General features: G+C 44.1%; 11 protein-coding genes. 6 read left to right on the top strand and 5 right to left on the bottom strand.

From position 1 onward, the window contains the following. Positions 1 to 34: 34 nt before the first annotated feature. The 4 genes from MusilaSJ_RS00960 to MusilaSJ_RS00945 all read left to right on the top strand — a co-directional run bounded on the left by MusilaSJ_RS00960 (position 35) and on the right by MusilaSJ_RS00945 (position 5,405). Positions 35 to 436 carry an HYC_CC_PP family protein gene (locus tag MusilaSJ_RS00960; RefSeq protein ID WP_274988209.1) on the top strand — a complete coding sequence of 134 codons (402 nt, stop codon included), beginning with the start codon at positions 35 to 37 and terminating at the stop codon, positions 434 to 436. A gap of 127 nt (positions 437 to 563) precedes the next feature. Continuing rightward, on the top strand, positions 564 to 1,067 hold the full coding sequence (locus MusilaSJ_RS00955) for a DUF3347 domain-containing protein (protein WP_274988208.1): 504 nt from the start codon (positions 564 to 566) through the stop codon (positions 1,065 to 1,067). A gap of 43 nt (positions 1,068 to 1,110) precedes the next feature. Then, positions 1,111 to 3,303, top strand: coding sequence for a multicopper oxidase domain-containing protein (locus tag MusilaSJ_RS00950; protein WP_274988207.1), 2,193 nt, complete (start codon positions 1,111 to 1,113; stop codon positions 3,301 to 3,303). A gap of 38 nt (positions 3,304 to 3,341) precedes the next feature. Next, a complete protein-coding gene (locus tag MusilaSJ_RS00945) occupies positions 3,342 to 5,405 on the top strand; it encodes a heavy metal translocating P-type ATPase (RefSeq protein WP_274988206.1) in 2,064 nt (687 codons plus the stop codon). Positions 5,406 to 5,419: 14 nt separating this feature from the next. On the opposite strand, the gene MusilaSJ_RS00940 is transcribed toward MusilaSJ_RS00945, so the two are convergent. Further along, complete coding sequence (locus MusilaSJ_RS00940; protein WP_274988205.1) at positions 5,420 to 6,112, bottom strand: hemerythrin domain-containing protein; 693 nt, start codon at positions 6,110 to 6,112, stop codon at positions 5,420 to 5,422. A gap of 231 nt (positions 6,113 to 6,343) precedes the next feature. Then, positions 6,344 to 7,615: a glutamyl-tRNA reductase gene (hemA, locus tag MusilaSJ_RS00935; protein WP_274988204.1), complete on the bottom strand. Its 1,272-nt coding sequence runs from the start codon at positions 7,613 to 7,615 to the stop codon at positions 6,344 to 6,346. Positions 7,616 to 8,009: 394 nt separating this feature from the next. Here hemA and MusilaSJ_RS00930 point away from each other — a divergent pair, with 394 nt between their 5' ends. Next, positions 8,010 to 8,462: a pyridoxamine 5'-phosphate oxidase family protein gene (locus MusilaSJ_RS00930; protein ID WP_274988203.1), complete on the top strand. Its 453-nt coding sequence runs from the start codon at positions 8,010 to 8,012 to the stop codon at positions 8,460 to 8,462. Between the two features lie 236 nt (positions 8,463 to 8,698). On the opposite strand, the gene MusilaSJ_RS00925 is transcribed toward MusilaSJ_RS00930, so the two are convergent. The 3 genes from MusilaSJ_RS00925 to MusilaSJ_RS00915 all read right to left on the bottom strand — a co-directional run bounded on the left by MusilaSJ_RS00925 (position 8,699) and on the right by MusilaSJ_RS00915 (position 14,939). Next, positions 8,699 to 10,219 carry a RagB/SusD family nutrient uptake outer membrane protein gene (locus MusilaSJ_RS00925; protein WP_274988202.1) on the bottom strand — a complete coding sequence of 507 codons (1,521 nt, stop codon included), beginning with the start codon at positions 10,217 to 10,219 and terminating at the stop codon, positions 8,699 to 8,701. Between the two features lie 9 nt (positions 10,220 to 10,228). After that, entirely contained in the window at positions 10,229 to 13,633 is a 3,405-nt protein-coding gene (locus tag MusilaSJ_RS00920) for a TonB-dependent receptor (RefSeq protein ID WP_274988201.1), read from the bottom strand. 136 nt (positions 13,634 to 13,769) lie between these two features. After that, positions 13,770 to 14,939 (bottom strand): FecR family protein, encoded by a 1,170-nt coding sequence (locus MusilaSJ_RS00915; RefSeq protein ID WP_274988200.1) that lies wholly within the window; start codon positions 14,937 to 14,939, stop codon positions 13,770 to 13,772. Positions 14,940 to 15,079: 140 nt separating this feature from the next. Here MusilaSJ_RS00915 and MusilaSJ_RS00910 point away from each other — a divergent pair, with 140 nt between their 5' ends. Further along, positions 15,080 to 15,664, top strand: coding sequence for an RNA polymerase sigma factor (locus MusilaSJ_RS00910; RefSeq protein ID WP_274988199.1), 585 nt, complete (start codon positions 15,080 to 15,082; stop codon positions 15,662 to 15,664). The last annotated feature ends 259 nt before the right edge of the window (positions 15,665 to 15,923 follow it).

Below are 15,923 nucleotides of genomic sequence, written 5' to 3'. Positions count from 1 at the left end.
AACAACACTTTACTAATTTGCTGATATTTGTACCGTGATCAAGAAACTGTTCGTAACTTTTTTAGCTGTGCTGTACCTCGGGGTTTCTTCGGGTGCAACATTGCATTATCAGTACTGCATGGGCAGGCTGATCAAGGTTGCGTTGTGGCATGATGAGCAGGGCAAAAAATGCAACACCTGCGGTATGAACTACCAGGGCAAGGCTGCAAAAAAATGCTGCACAGATAAACACCAGCAACTGAAATCGGAAAAGAGCAGCTCACTTACTTACAGTCAGATTGGCTTGGGAACAAGCCCCGCATTGCTGGTTATACCGCTTTTCGGGTTAGTGCCTTACAATTACCTGCCGCTGAAAATTAGTCATCCGGTTGGACAGTCACCGCCGCTTGTCACTACCCTACCTGTTTTTTTACGCAACTGCACATTCCGTATTTGATTTTCCTTTTGCTTCAACCCGAAGCTTGGTAGCTTTTTATGGCTGCCCTGCAACTCTAAAACTTCTTTAATCCATAGTTTCCTGCTACGGCGGGGAATGATAATCTCTATTTAACCATTTCTATATCATGAAAAAGATTCAAATTTTCGTTTTCGCCATCATCATGCTGTTTGCTTTTAACCAGGTTAAAGCACAAAACACTTCATCCAAAGCGGACGTACTTTCGGCTTATTATGGCGTTAAAAACGCCCTGATCAGCGGCGACGCGTCCGCAACCAATGCCAAAGCCAAAATGCTGCTGGCGGCAATCAGTTCATTTCCGGTCGACAAGCTTTCAGCAGCTGATAAAACTACCTGGACAAAATATGCGGATAAGTTGCAGTTCGATGCCCGTCATATTTCGGAAAGCGATGATATCATGCATCAGCGTGAACATTTTGCCAACCTCTCAGAAAACATGTTCGCCACGGTACAGGCAATTAAACTGAACAATGCTCCTGTTTACCGCGACTATTGTCCGATGAAAAAATCATATTGGCTAAGTGAAACTGCCGCCATTCAAAATCCCTACTACGGCAATCAAATGTTAACCTGTGGCGCTGTAAAAGAAACTTTACCTGCAGCTAAGTAATTAAAGGGCCGGGGCATATACTCCGGCCTTATATTTTAATACTATGAAGAAGTTTATTTTATTGTTCCTTTTTTTGCTGCCTGTTGTCAGTTCCATTGCCCAACATTCGGGGATGAAAATGGAGTCTGTCGGTCAGAGCAAGCATCTTCCGTTTTTCACCAAAACAGGTAACCGGGAGATTTACCACTTATATATCAATGATACCACCGTTAACTATACCGGCAAACAGCGGCCGGCTATGGCTATAAATGGCAGTATCCCTGCACCCGAACTGGAATTTACCGAAGGCGATACTGCTGAGATCTATGTGCACAATGAAATGATGATGGAAACTTCTATCCACTGGCACGGGCTGATCCTGCCCAACCGGTATGACGGTGTTTCCTATCTAACTACCACGCCCATCAAGGCTGGTGAAACGCACCTGTTCAAATTTCCGCTGGTGCAGCACGGAACCTACTGGTACCACTCCCATACCATGACGCAGGAACAAAGCGGGCTGTACGGGGCATTTATCATTCATAAAAAACAGCCATCCCCTTTAAAGGAATATACCCTGCTGCTAAGCGACTGGACCGATGAAAACCCGGAACAGGTACAGCGCCGCCTCCATAATGCCACAGACTGGTACGCCATCCGTAAAGGCAGTACCCAGAATTATTTGCAGGCGATACAAACCGGACATTTCAAAACAAAGCTGCTCAATGAATGGAAACGCATGACGGCTATGGATGTAAGCGATGTTTACTACGACCGTTTTTTCAGCAATGGCAAGGCCGAAAATCAGGCTCCCGAATTTAAAGCCGGCGACAAGGTGAAACTGCGGGTAATTAACGGAAGTTCTTCTACCTATTTCTGGCTTGGCTGGGCGGGCGGCAAACTAAAAGTTGTTGCCAATGACGGCGAAGATGTTCAGCCTGTTGAGGTGGACCGGATGATCGTAGGCGTTGCAGAAACGTATGACCTGATAGTTACTATCCCTGCCGATGGCAGTTATGAGTTCCTGGTGACACCCGAAGATCGCACCAAATATACATCGCTTTGGCTGGGCAGCGGTATCAAACATGCTGCTAAAAAGCTGCCCAAGCTGAAATACTTTGAGGGCATGAAAATGATGAATGATATGATGGATCTGCAGGGTAACATGAAGGAAATGGAAGGAATGAAGATGACTACCCAGGTAATGGACATGAACACCGTGATGTATCCTGAACTTGACAAAGGCAAGCCACCGGTTACCCTGAACTATGGTATGCTGAAAGCCCTTCAACCGACAACGCTTCCAACCGGAACAACCAAAGTGTTCAATTTTGAATTAACCGGCAACATGAACCGCTATGTCTGGACGATCAACAACAAAACCGTTTCGGAGTCTGACAAGATCCTTATTAAGCAGGGAGAAAATGTTCGTATCATTCTCTATAACAATACCATGATGCGTCACCCTATGCACCTTCACGGGCATTATTTCAGGGTGTTAAACGGACAGGGAGAATACTCGCCGCTGAAGAACACTTTGGACATTATGCCGATGGAAAGGGATACCATCGAATTCCGTGCCAGCGAAAGCGGCGACTGGTTTTTTCACTGCCATATTTTATACCATATGATGAGCGGCATGGGACGGATCATCAGTTACGAAAACTCGCCGCCTAACCCCGAAGTACCCGACCCGGCAGCTGGATTTAAGAAAGTAGCTGCCGACGATCGTAAATACTATGCATCGGCCAAACTGGGGCTGGAAACAAACGGCAGCGATGGCAACGCGGCTTTAGCAAATACCCGCTGGAAATTTTCTACAATGTGGCACCTTGGAATAAACAATACCAAGGGATATGAGAGTGAAACCATGTTTGGAAGGTACTTTGGCCGTATGCAATGGCTGTATGCTTATGCAGGATTTGATTATCATTATAAAAAAACAAATGAACAGGAAAAAAACCTGTTCGGTCAGCTCAGCAATAAAAACAACCGGCATACGGTAGTTGCAGGTTTGGCCTACACTTTGCCATTACTGTTTGTGGCCGATGCCCGTATTGATGGCAATGGCAAACTCAGGTTTCAACTTGGCCGGGAGGATATCGCATTGACCAGCAGGCTCCGTTTTTCCATTACAGGCAATACCGATAAAGAATATAGTACCGGATTGCGCTATATTGTTAATAAGAATTTTTCTTTCTCCAGCCACTATGACAGTGATATGGGCTTAGGCGCCGGATTAACATTAACCTATTAACAGTTATCAGTAAGTAAAGCTAATTAATACAAACGATTATGGAACATCAGCATCATGAACACCGGCACGAAATGCCCGAAATGAAAGGACATCAGCACGGACAACACCAGGAAGGAAATGGTATGGGACATGGAGACATGGGGCACGCCGGGCATGATCACGGGGCCATGATCGCTGATTTCCGTAAGCGTTTTTATGTAGTACTGGCATTCACCCTACCCATATTGGCGCTATCGCCCATGATCCAGCATTGGCTGCACCTGCAAATTGGTTTCCCGGGCAACCGGTACGTACTTTTTGCGCTGTCGACGGCAGTTTTTCTTTACGGAGGCCGGCCTTTCCTGACCGGGTGGCTTTCGGAACTAAAGGCGAAAAACCCCGGTATGATGACCCTGATCGGTTTTGCCATATCTGTTGCTTACCTGTACAGTGCGGCTACCGTATTCGGGCTTAAGGGCATGGATTTCTTCTGGGAACTGGACACGCTTATTCTCATTATGCTGTTGGGACACTGGATCGAAATGAAATCGATAGCCGGCGCCTCGCGCGAGCTCGAATTGCTGGTCCAGCTTATGCCTTCAGCCGCGCACGTATTTAAAGGAGACATTACAGAGGACGTAAAAACGGAAAGTCTGAAAGAAAATGACCTTATCTTAATTAAACCGGGCGAAAAGACGCCCGCCGACGGTGTGGTGGAAGATGGCGAAAGCTATCTGAATGAGTCCATGCTGACAGGGGAATCCGCCCCGGTGCAAAAAACAAAAGGACAGCAAGTGATTGCCGGATCGGTGAACGGTAACGGTTCATTAAAAGTTCTTGTTACACATAGTGGTAAAGATTCTTATTTGTTCAAAGTCATCGATCTTGTCCGGGATGCGCAAAACGCTAAATCAAACACGCAGTTGTTGGCAGATAAAGCGGCCCGTTGGCTAACTATCATTGCGCTCTTAGCCGGTATAACTACGTTCGTGGTATGGATTAGCCTGGGGCACGACCTGGCTTTTGCCATGGAGCGGATGGTGACCGTTATTGTGATCTGTTGCCCGCATGCGCTTGGCCTGGCTGTTCCCCTCGTGGTAGCTAAATCAACATCCTTATCGGCGCAACATGGCCTGCTGATCAAAGACAGGACTGCTTTTGAAAATGCACGAAAGATCACTTCTATTGTTTTTGATAAAACCGGCACCTTAACAAAAGGAAAATTTGAGGTATCCAGGATGGTGCTTACCGAAGGAGTACTGAAAAGCGAAGATGAATTACTTAGGCTGGCTGGAGCATTGGAAAGCAATTCAGAACATCCGATAGCCACAGGCATTTTAAGTGAAGTTAAAAAAAGAAAACTAACCCCTCCCGAAGTAACACAATTTAAAGCGATCACAGGTAAAGGCGTTGAAGCGGTTGCAGAGCAAAAGCACATCAAAGTGGTCAGTCCCGGTTATCTGAAAGAAAATAGCATCAGCCTTTCGGCAAATTTCAAGGTGGCCAGTAACGAAACAGTGGTATTTGTATTGATCGATGAAAAACTTGCCGGATTTGTTGCCCTTGCCGATGCTATCAGGGAGGAATCAAATGGAGCGATAGCAACCCTCCGCGAAAACGGTATCAAGTCGATACTCCTGACCGGCGATAATAAGCAGGTTGCCGAAAGTGTTAGCACGCAACTGAAGATGGATGGCTTTTTTGCTGAAGTACTGCCGCATGAAAAACTGGAAAAGATCAAAGAATTGCAACAACAGGGCGAGTTTGTAGCCATGACAGGTGATGGTGTAAACGACGCTCCTGCACTTGCCCAGGCCGACGTTGGCATTGCTGTTGGCTCGGGCAGTGACATTGCTGCCGAAACCGCCGGCATTGTGCTGGTAAACAGCAATCCTAAAGACATCGTTAACCTGATCTTGTTTGGTAAAGCCACCTACCGTAAAATGACACAGAACCTGGCCTGGGCAACAGGTTACAATGTGATAACCCTGCCACTGGCAGCAGGCGTTCTGTATAACCAGGGCATTATGGTGAGCCCGGCAATTGGCGCGGTACTCATGACAGTGAGCACGGTAGTGGTCGCCATTAATGCCAGCCTGTTATCGATAGGTAACAAAAAATAGCTGGCAATTTGTAGTTAGGCGCCCGGCGTGAACCGGGCCAGCTCATAAATGCCTAAAGACTTTTCGATACCGGCCACCTTCTCAACCATGCCTTCAAACCCGTTTTTGCCAAACAGCGTATGTTCGTTATTTTCAAATTCCTCCCCCAGCGCATCATATTCATGGTGGGATACGATATTGCGGAAGGCTGGGAATAAAACGGTATCCTCCCGCGCTTCATGCGGGCGGTACATCTTGTTGAAATTATTCAACAAGGTAATAAGCTGATGTTTTTCCGTATCGGACAGTTTTTGAGACTTAGTTAATTGCATGAGCTCATCCGTAATAGTACGCCCGGCCTTATGCTGCGCCAGCAAAGTTTGTACGAGGTCCGTTAACTGGTTGGCCTTTCGAAAACGCGGGAACAGGTAGTTTTCTTCCTGCTTTTCATGGTAATCCTCAACAAAGGTGCGGATAATGCCAGCCGAGTCTAACAAGGCTTCCATCGGGAAACCCTGCTTATCTATTAGCAAGCCTTTGCAATGGTCATAGATGAGCAGCACCCGGTTCAGTAAACCGTGTTCCTGCATAAGATCCTCGGGCGGCGATACTTTTTGATCCTCGTCATCGTCGCTGTCATTACAAGCTGATAACAATGTCAGCCCGGTTAATGAGGTGATGGCGGCTGCCTTAATAAAATCCCTGCGGTGTTGATTTGCGGTTTCCATAGCGAAGTTAGGTAAGAGATAATCAATGACTAACAAAAATCGTATTGTATCCGGCAATACTGCAAAATCTGTTTAGTAATAAAGGTACTACGATATTTTGAACGCCGGAAACCCGCTGTTTCTTATTCGCTAATTAATAATCTCTTTCATACCCGTTTATATCCAGGCAAAATTGATATTGCTTCCGCTTATCCGATAACACAATCATCTACGTTGGCCGCCCGTTGTTATTTATATTAACGTTCTTTCAGGATTTAGTATGTTGGCTGATAAACCCAGGCCCGAGATAAATTCATTTAAAGCCTCCAGGTAATGGCAGCCGGCTTTGTTAGCGCATTTCATTTTTCCTGCTGTTCCGTTTAATATTTGCTGTATTCTTTGTTCATCCCGGGAGGATACAAAGCCCGCAACACAGCCGGCGGATTTGGATTGGCTTAAACAAATGGAGGTTAACTGTTTTTTAATGGCATTCACCACTATGCAGCTTTTTCGCAGTTCGCACCATTCAACAAACCTGTTGATGAAATGGTTGTTGATCTCTCGCGCGGCAATAACCTGACTTTGCCTTTTCTGAATAGTTTCACTGTTAACAAGCGAGAGTTCGTCAATATTAACCAGTTTAATGTGCGGTAGTTCTGATGCCGCGGGTTCAACATTGTTGGGTATCGCCAAATCTATGATCAGTTTTTCATTGCAATGTTCAAGATCAGCTTTAGAAATTACTGGTGTAGCGGAAGCGGTGGCAACAATGATAACATCTGCAAGGGAAATGAGTATTGGCAAATCTGCTATATGGCCATAACTAACGTCCATTTCTTCGGCAAGCCGCTCTGCCTTATCAACAGTCCTGTTAACCAAAGTAATACGAACCTTTTGCCCCAGGTAATCTTTAATGTTTTTACATGCACGCTGCCCCATTTTACCTGCCCCTACAATCAAAATATTTGTGGCATTAGCATGATATTGCTTAATGGATTGCAGAGCTGCAAACGATACGGAAGTAGTTCCTTTACTGAGGCCCGTTTGATTTTTGATCTGCTTTGAGGCTTGCAAAACAGTGTTATATAGCTTTTCTAAAAAGGTGTTGATAAAACCGCGGTCTTTCGCAAACCTTACAGCCTGTTTAAACTGCCCGATAATTTCATAGTCTCCAAGTATCTGTGAATCTAAACCAGCTGCAACATTAAACATATGTTCAACCGCGCCGATGCCTTCCTTTTTATAGCAGTGACCCTTAAATTCTTTTATTTCGCCATTGGTAACACTGCATAACAGGTTAACCAGTTTATCTGGCGTATTGGTTACTCCGTAGATTTCGGTACGGTTACATGTCGACAAGATAAATAATGAGCTAACGCCATAATTGCCCGCCTCTTTCAATATGGCTTCATATTGTTCGTTTGAAACTGCAAAACGGCCTCTAAGCCGGGCATCCGATTTTTTATAATTAATTCCGACCGCGTAAAAATTTTCGATCCCAGTTATGCTGCTCTTATTATTCACGCCTTCCAAACTTTAAATTGTATAACAGGGAAATGATCGTTCGTTTACTGGCGGCATAGCTTACCTCAACTACTTTCATAACATTATTTTTATGAGGTAAAGTTGCGATGTTCGGCAGGTTAAAATAGTGACGGCCGTCACTTATACAATTGATCGTACACCCGAAACCGGTTCAATTGATTAATAAAGCAACATAAAAACAATCACAGGGATGTTTACCTGTGATTGCGCTGAGGTACAACAGCCGGCAGATCGGGATGCACAGTATGTATCATAACACCAATACCCCGAGGGCCACTGACACAAATGTGACGGCGATCATGCCCTTAACTGACCAGCAGCATTTTGTTTAAATAGTGATGAGCTTAGCTTTGGTCAATTAATATTCGCCGTTATGTTAGGAAAATTGGAACAACCGGAAATTGAAGCGTTGCTTAGCCGGCAGGTAACCGGCCGTTTAGGGTGTTATGCCCAGGGCACCACGTATATAGTACCCGTTAACTATGTATACAAGAATGGCGTAATCTATGCGCATTCCGGTCCGGGAAAGAAAATTGAAATGATGCGAAAAAACCCTAAAGTTTGTTTTGAAGTTGATGATATAAAAAACATCTTCAGCTGGAAAAGTGTCATAGCCTGGGGTACATTTGAAGAAATTACAGACATAGCGGAACAAGAGCAGACAATGCAGGCACTAATCCACCGGGTTATGCCACTGGTGGAACATGCTACAGACCATCCCTCCCATGGTATAACCGCAAATGAGTATGATATTGGCGACAAGATCGACCTGATCGTCTATAAGATCAGGATAGACAAAGTCACCGGCAGGTTTGAACATCATTGAGCTGCATAACTAATTTAATAATCAACACGTTAAACTTTAGGCTTTGTGCATTCTGCTTTTAGCTTTTATATAAAGTACGGCATTATAGGGTCAAAGGCTTTTGAATAGATCAGACTCGACCTAAAAGAATGAGCCCGATAAAATACCGGGCTCATCACATGAATAATTAAGACTGTTGTCCAGATTTTGGCATGCGCTTCATTGACAGGCCGCCTCTGGCTTTCAAGTTCCGGTTACTATTTGTAATCCGGATTTTGTATAAGTACACCTCCGCTCTTGTCGATTTCTGTTTGAGGCAGCGGCCAATGGTAAAACTTATCCTCAAAATGATAATTGATAAGGCTGGTTTTTACCGCGTTAAGTACCGGGCCGGCAATATGCCATCTTAACAGATCGTAGTGGCGCAAACCTTCGAAAGCGAGCTCCACACGGCGTTCGTGCCTGATCCGTTCACGCATCTGATCTTTGGTATACCCGGCCGGGAAAGCCGGCATATTTACCCTTGCGCGCAAATCGGCCATAGCTTTATAAACTGTTGCATCAGGGCCGGCAATTTCATTTTGAGCTTCGGCATACATCAGCATCACCTCGCCTAAACGTAAAATAACCGCATCCTGCTGACTAAGAGTTGAAAAGCCATAAGGTATGTTATTAGGTTCAAGGAATTTGATAATTCCATAGCCTGTAGGCCTCAGATTTGAAGGATGGTGAACCTTGCCCGGACCAAAATATACTGAATCGGCATATACGGTTTTGGCCAACCTTGGGTCGCGGTTTTTGAACTGATTTTTTGTATCAGTTAACGGCGAAGTACCATAAGGCTGCCCATCTGTGCATTCAAAAGCATCAACCATATTTTGCAACGGTGCACAGGCATCCCAATCACCATAATACATATCCCACGGGGCTGTATTGTTTGGAGCCAGGAAGTTAACGGAAAACATGATCTCGGTATTGTTTTTCTGGGTAGCATCCCTGAAAATATCCTCAAAATTGGTGCTTAGTTTATACTGGCCCATTAAATCCAAACAAAGGTTCCGCACCTGGGTTAGCATGGCGGCATCAGGCGTGCCGGTGCTGCCAAATGCGGCAAATAATAAAACCCTTGCTTTTAATGCTTTGGCAGATGATGCCGCAACATGACCACCGTTGGCGTAATAGGCATTGGTGCTTAAGTTGGCAATGCCATAATCAAGGTCGGCAGTGATCTGAGCGAGCACTTGTGCAGCAGGTACCTTAGGTTGTTTCTGGTTGCTCAGATCAAGCGGCTGTGTCACCAACGGAACGTCGCCGTAAATGCTGTATAACTGAAAGTAGAGAAAAGCACGGATAAACCTTACTTCACCTTCGTATACTTTACGCTGACTGTCAGATATATCTGCCCCTTTATAATTGCCTAAATTTTTCAAAAACAGGTTTACCCTGGCAATACCGGCATAACTGTGATTATAAATATCAGTTTCGTAACCGCCGGTTGTAGGGTTAAAATTGCCCTGTACAAAGTCTTTAGCGGCACCCGAATTAAACTGGTTATAGCCGTTGTCGGTAAATCCATCCCTAAAGGCCATGCCATAAGAAAATTCTTCTTGTTGAAGGGATGCATAAACCGCTGCCACAGCCGCGTCAAAGTCCGCTTTCGATTTATAGAAAGTTGAAGTGGCTATCTGATCGTTGGGGTTTAAATCAAGAGCCTTTTTACATGCGCCTAAAAACAGCGATGTAATTAATATGATGGTTATTATAATTCGATTTTTCATGTGGGCTAATTAAAAGGATACGTTCAAACCAAAAGAGTAGATTTTATTTTGCGGGTACTGCACCTGGTCTCCGCTGCCATAACGTTCAGGATCAAGGCCTTTAAACTTGGTTATAGTTAACAGGTTATCGCCGGCAAAATAAACCCTTAGGCGGTTAATACCTATCTTCTTGGTGAGCTGCGCCGGAATGGTATAACCCAGTACCAGGTTTTTAAGCCTTAAATAAGATGCATCCTGAAGGAAAAAGGTAGACCGGCGACCGATCTTATCAGGTGCGCTTTGCCCGAAATAAATGCGCGGCATAGAGGTTGAAGGGTGCTCAGGAGTCCAGGCATTCAACCAATCGGTGGTTGGCGACGAGCCTTGCACAAATGGTATAGTGCCCCAACCTGATACATAAGATTTAACACCGTAAACGCCTTGCATCATGGCTGATAAGTCAAAACCTTTAAAGCTGGCCGATAAGTTAAATGAGTAGTTTAATTTCGGATAAACACCACCGATAATTGTACGGTCGTTTTGATCAATTTTACCATCGCCGTTTACATCTCTATATTTTAAGTCGCCCGGTAAGGTAGAATCAGAAAACTGTTTGGGAGAATTAGCTACCTCTGCTGCCGACTGGAAGATGCCGATAACGTCCAACATATAGAACGAGTTCCACGGCAGCCCGTTTTGGTTGATCTTATAATCGTTTATTTCGGTTTGGCCAAATTTCACCAGTCTGTTACGGTTATGATCAACATTCGCCCCTATGTTAAAGGCCAGGCCTTTTAAAGCACCGTCACGTATTACATTATTGTATGACAGGCCAAGCTCAATACCCCTATTATTCACCACGCCATCATTAATAGTAGGAGAACTTAGGCCAACAACCGCCGTAACCTGTGCCTGTCTTAAAATATCAGACGTTGTTTTATTATACCAATCGGCAGTTAAATTAAAGTTTTTGAAAATAGTAACATCCAAACCAATATCGGTCATGGTGGTTGTTTCCCATTTTATAACCGGGTTGTTTAAGGCCTGTTGCGCTACGCCTGTTGTTAGGGTTGAGTTATCAAACGAATAGTTTCCTGTAAGGTTTAACAGCGCCTGATAGGGATAATTACCTACATTTTGGTTGCCTAATTGCCCCCATGAACCTCTTAATTTAAAATTATCCAGCCAGGTTAAATTCATGGCTTTTACAAACGGCTCTTCGGTAACACGCCAGCCTGCCGAAAACGAAGGAAACACTCCCCATTTATTGGCGCCATTAAATCTCGAACTTCCGTCATCACGGATGTTGCCCTCTAACAAATAACGGCCTTTATAATCGTAATTTAAACGACCGAAATAAGACATCAGTGCCCACTGATTTGATGTACCATATGCATTTTGTATATCAGAACCGCCCGCGTTTAGTTCCTGCAGGTCCAGCACCGGGAAATTTTTACGATATCCTTGTAAATACTGGTATTTACTTTGCTCAATGCTGTAGCCAAATTGCGCCTTAAGGTTATGCCCGTGGAAATCATGTGCATAATTTAAGTAGCTGAATAAATTGGTATATACAGTTTGTTGATCCTGGTCGGTTAAGCCTTTACCAAGGTCAAGGGATGTTGCCAGTTGATTGGTTTTGAAATTGTACTCATCAAGGGTGGCTTTAAAATCCTTGTATTTATCCATATTAAAGTTCACCGCGCCTTTGGTATACCAGGAAATGTCTTTATTAAACTGCACCTCAAACCAGCCCTGGGCGTTTACCGCATAATCATTAGTAATCCTTCTGAAATTTTGATCCAATACAGCTATTGGGTTTTTATTGTTATACTCAAAATCATAAGCTTTGTAAGTGTACCGCCCGCTGCCATCAGTTAGGTAAGGGCCATAAGTAGGTGCTTGTGACATAGCCGAAAGGAAGAGATCCATCGAAGAACCATCCCATTGGCTGGGTGATGAAGGATTACCGGCCACGGCACCCCTGGTACCTGACTTTAATAATACATTAGTGCCAAATTTTATATGATCGTTAATCTTTGAGGTTAGATTGATCCTTGCGCTATATCGCTTATAATCAAAGCCTCTTTCGATACCGTCCTGGTTAACATATCCCAATGACACGTTATACGTAGTTTTTTCACTGCCACCGCTAAATGTCAGGTTATGATTTTGTGTTAAAGCCGTTCTGAATATCAGGCTTAGCCAATCGGTATTGGGATAATGCAGCCTGTCAGTACTGTTGCGGTACAAATCAATCTGATCCTGCGGATAAAGTGAGTTAGGATCAGTTGTGCCGCTGTTGATACGTGCCTGGTTAAACATCTCCATATACTGGGCAGAATTGGTAACCAGTTTAAACATCTTGGTCGGGCTATTGTATCCTAAGTTACCATCGTAAGTAACAGACATTTGTCCGGCCTTACCTTGCTTCGTTGTTACAAGCACCACGCCGTTGGCAGCCCTTGAACCGTATATTGATGCAGATGCAGCGTCTTTCAACACCGACACATTGTCGATATCAGTTGGGTTAAGATCGCTAAAGTTACCGGGAACGCCATCTATTAATACCAATGGGTCTGAACCGGCGCCGCTGAATGTACTGTTACCACGGATGCGGATAGATACGCTCTCATTTCCCGGTTCGCCGGAGCCTGTATTGATCTGTACACCCGGGGCCAGGCCCTGCAACATAGAAGCGGGATTAACAACAGGGCGTTTATTCAATGTTTCGCCGGATACTGACGATACAGCTCCTGTAAGGTTCACTTTCTTTTGTGTACCGTAACCAACCACCACAATTTCGTTAAGTGCCGAAGTTTGTTCTTTAAGCACAATATCAATTTTGGTTTGATTACCAACGGTTACCTCCTGGTTAACAAAACCTATAAACGAGAAAACCAATACGGCACTGTTGTCATTCACCGTGATGGTATAATTACCGTCTAAATTGGTTTGTGCCCCGGTATTGGTTCCTTTTACCTTTATGGTTACACCCGGTAAAGGCACGCCTTTCTGATCTTTCACTGAACCTGTAACTGTAATAACCTGTATCGCCTTGCTTTCGGCCGGTTTGGGTGTAACTACAATGGTAGTATTGTTAATTACATAACTAAAGGGCTGATCACGGAAACATTGCTTCAGCGCTTCGTCTAAAGCAGCATCTTTAAGGTCAACGTTTACAGGAAGTGCCTTTTTTAGCATTTTGGAATTGTAGAGTACACTATATCCGCTTTGCCTGTGGATGTCTTTAAGCGTTTCAACAAGCGAAGCGTTATTTTTACTAAGACTTATCCTTTGCGCAAACGTGGTTGAGGCACTTACCTGAAGTATCGAAACCAGACACAAAAAGAACGACAATTTCATGATCAGAAATAATTTTGATATGGCACGGGGTATCTGCCCGCGCTTTAATGCAGTAGAATTTTTGTACATTTGAATGTTAGGTTAAATAATTGGTTGTGAGAAAAATGATCGTTAACTGACCTGATTGCTATCCGTAGCATTGAGCCAGGGGCGGTGCGAACGCTCCTGGTTATTTCATTAAGGATAGCATTATGTAAGTATGAGGTTACTTCATAATGATAACCCTCCTTCCTTCAATTTTGTAGTGGATACTGCCGGTAAGCTTGATATTATCAAGCAATTCTTTAATATCCTTGTATTTGGAGATAGTACCGCCAAATTCATTTTCCTGAACCTGGATATCCTGATACTCAATATCCACATCATACCACCGGCTTACCTGCTTCATGATAGTTACTATACTTTGATCATGAAATACAAAGAAGCCCTTTGTCCAGGCCATATTAGCTTCAACATCGGCCCGGCTCACTTTTATTGACGAGCTGTTTTGGTTTACGGCTCCCTGTTGTCCCGGCAAAAGCATTACAGCAACCGCTCCTTTACTCATTTTAACTGAGCCCTCCAGCAGGGTTGTGGTGATATCGGGATTATCGCTATATGCGTTAATATTAAAATGAGTGCCCAAAACCTGCACACGCGTACTGTTGGCTTTAACTATAAATGGATGGGCTTTATCTTTCGCTACCTCAAAATAAGCTTCGCCATTCAATTCAATTTCACGGTTGGCCCCGGTAAAATACTCCGGGAATTTGATTGATGAAGCTGCATTGAGCTGTACTTTGGTGCCATCTTCCAATATAACCTGGTATTGGCCACCACGGGGTGTGGTAATGGTATTGATCTGTGGGACGCCCTCATGTGCTTGTTCCCCGTTTTTTTTGTCAAATTTATAAACCACTACGCCGTTGGCTGCTTTACTTACTTTTACGCCCGCCCCAGCCGCCAGCTGGCCATTTTTGGCGTCATCAAGTACTATCTTGTTGCCATTAGCCAACGTAAGATACGCCTTGTTGCTTCCGGGTAATATGGTTGTTTTAGTATTCTTAGCCATTGTACCTGTGGTATTATCCTTTTTAACAGGTATAAACAGCAAGCCAGCCAATACAGCTATAGCAACTAATGAAGCAGCCACCCATAGCCATTTGTAGCTCGTTTGTTTAAGAGGTTTTATGATAATAGCCTTTTGCCTGCTTTCACTTAATTTTTTCCAAATCCGCGCATGTACATCGGCTTCACTAACCTCTTCATTATCCCAAACCTCGTCGGCTAACTGCATTTCATCGCGGTATGTATCCAATAGCTGTTTTTCAGCATCGGTACATTGGCCGCTCATATATTTTTCATACAGCGCAAGGAACTCGTTTTTAGTTATCATCAGGTTGCAATTGCAGGTTTATATGGTGTTAGTGTAAATTTTATGCCGGCACACACATACATTTTTAACTTTTTTTCCCGCCCGGGCTTAAATGTTGAATAAGTTTGATCGGCTTTTCCTAATTTTATCCAACCAATTGTATGTACAATTCTCATATTAGTGATCAGGAGCTGTGGCTTGCCGTACGTAATGACGATGAGCACGCGTTCGCCCTACTTTTTGACCGGTATTGGGTAAGATTATATAAGACTGCCCTCCGGTACCTGAAAGACCGTGAAAATAGTGAAGAAGCGGTACATGATGTTTTCCTGAATATTTGGGATCGCCGGCGTCGACTGGAAATAGAATCTGTCCCCAATTTTTTGCTCTCGGCCATCCGCTACCAGGTTTATAATCGCGTGCGTGCAGCGAAGCGCCCCGTAATTCTGGAGTTGGATAATCTGGAAGCAGGCATTTTCCCCGACTACAACCAGGGTGACTTCCGGATCAAAAACCAGGAGTTGTTACAGGAACTGAGTTATTACCTGGAGAAGTTGCCCAAGCGCTGCCAGGAAATATTTTACATGAGCCGCATGGAAAACCTGAGTAACCAGGAAATTGCCGCCCGCTTAGGAATATCCAAACGAACAGTTGAAAACCAGATAACCGTGGCGTTGAAACATCTGAGGGGCTGTTTGAAACAAGTTTCAGCGATGCTTTGCCTGTACTATATGTTATTTAAATAATGCCTGGGCGGTAGAGCACGGTTTTAAGAAAGCCTAACATGATTTTAGGTATGGAGGGTACAAACATCATTTTCTTGTCGCCTTATCCGTTCGATAAATTCAGGTAATTTATCCTGCAAATGGACTCCAAACAAACCAACGGTAAAGTGTATCTGCTCTCTGCTCCACTCCTGCTCTTAATTCCTGATCTACATATAAACTATTAATTATACTTTCCGTATACAGTCAATATTTACATGATTTTTTGAATATTCGCAAC

This window comes from Mucilaginibacter sp. SJ, from assembly GCF_028993635.1.
Taxonomy (GTDB): Bacteria; Bacteroidota; Bacteroidia; order Sphingobacteriales; family Sphingobacteriaceae; genus Mucilaginibacter.
Note: the sequence above shows the minus strand (reverse complement) of the source record. Positions and strands in the feature narration are given on the sequence as shown.

Excerpts from the sequence above, each read along its gene's own strand:
- MusilaSJ_RS00950 (WP_274988207.1), top strand. The coding sequence starts at position 1,111 with ATGAAGAAGTTTATTTTATTGTTCCTTTTTTTGCTGCCTGTTGTCAGT.
- MusilaSJ_RS00955 (WP_274988208.1), top strand. The coding sequence starts at position 564 with ATGAAAAAGATTCAAATTTTCGTTTTCGCCATCATCATGCTGTTTGCT.
- MusilaSJ_RS00925 (WP_274988202.1), bottom strand. The coding sequence starts at position 10,219 with ATGAAAAATCGAATTATAATAACCATCATATTAATTACATCGCTGTTT.
- MusilaSJ_RS00920 (WP_274988201.1), bottom strand. The coding sequence starts at position 13,633 with ATGTACAAAAATTCTACTGCATTAAAGCGCGGGCAGATACCCCGTGCC.
- MusilaSJ_RS00930 (WP_274988203.1), top strand. The coding sequence starts at position 8,010 with ATGTTAGGAAAATTGGAACAACCGGAAATTGAAGCGTTGCTTAGCCGG.
- MusilaSJ_RS00940 (WP_274988205.1), bottom strand. The coding sequence starts at position 6,112 with ATGGAAACCGCAAATCAACACCGCAGGGATTTTATTAAGGCAGCCGCC.
- MusilaSJ_RS00915 (WP_274988200.1), bottom strand. The coding sequence starts at position 14,939 with ATGATAACTAAAAACGAGTTCCTTGCGCTGTATGAAAAATATATGAGC.
- MusilaSJ_RS00945 (WP_274988206.1), top strand. The coding sequence starts at position 3,342 with ATGGAACATCAGCATCATGAACACCGGCACGAAATGCCCGAAATGAAA.
- MusilaSJ_RS00910 (WP_274988199.1), top strand. The coding sequence starts at position 15,080 with ATGTACAATTCTCATATTAGTGATCAGGAGCTGTGGCTTGCCGTACGT.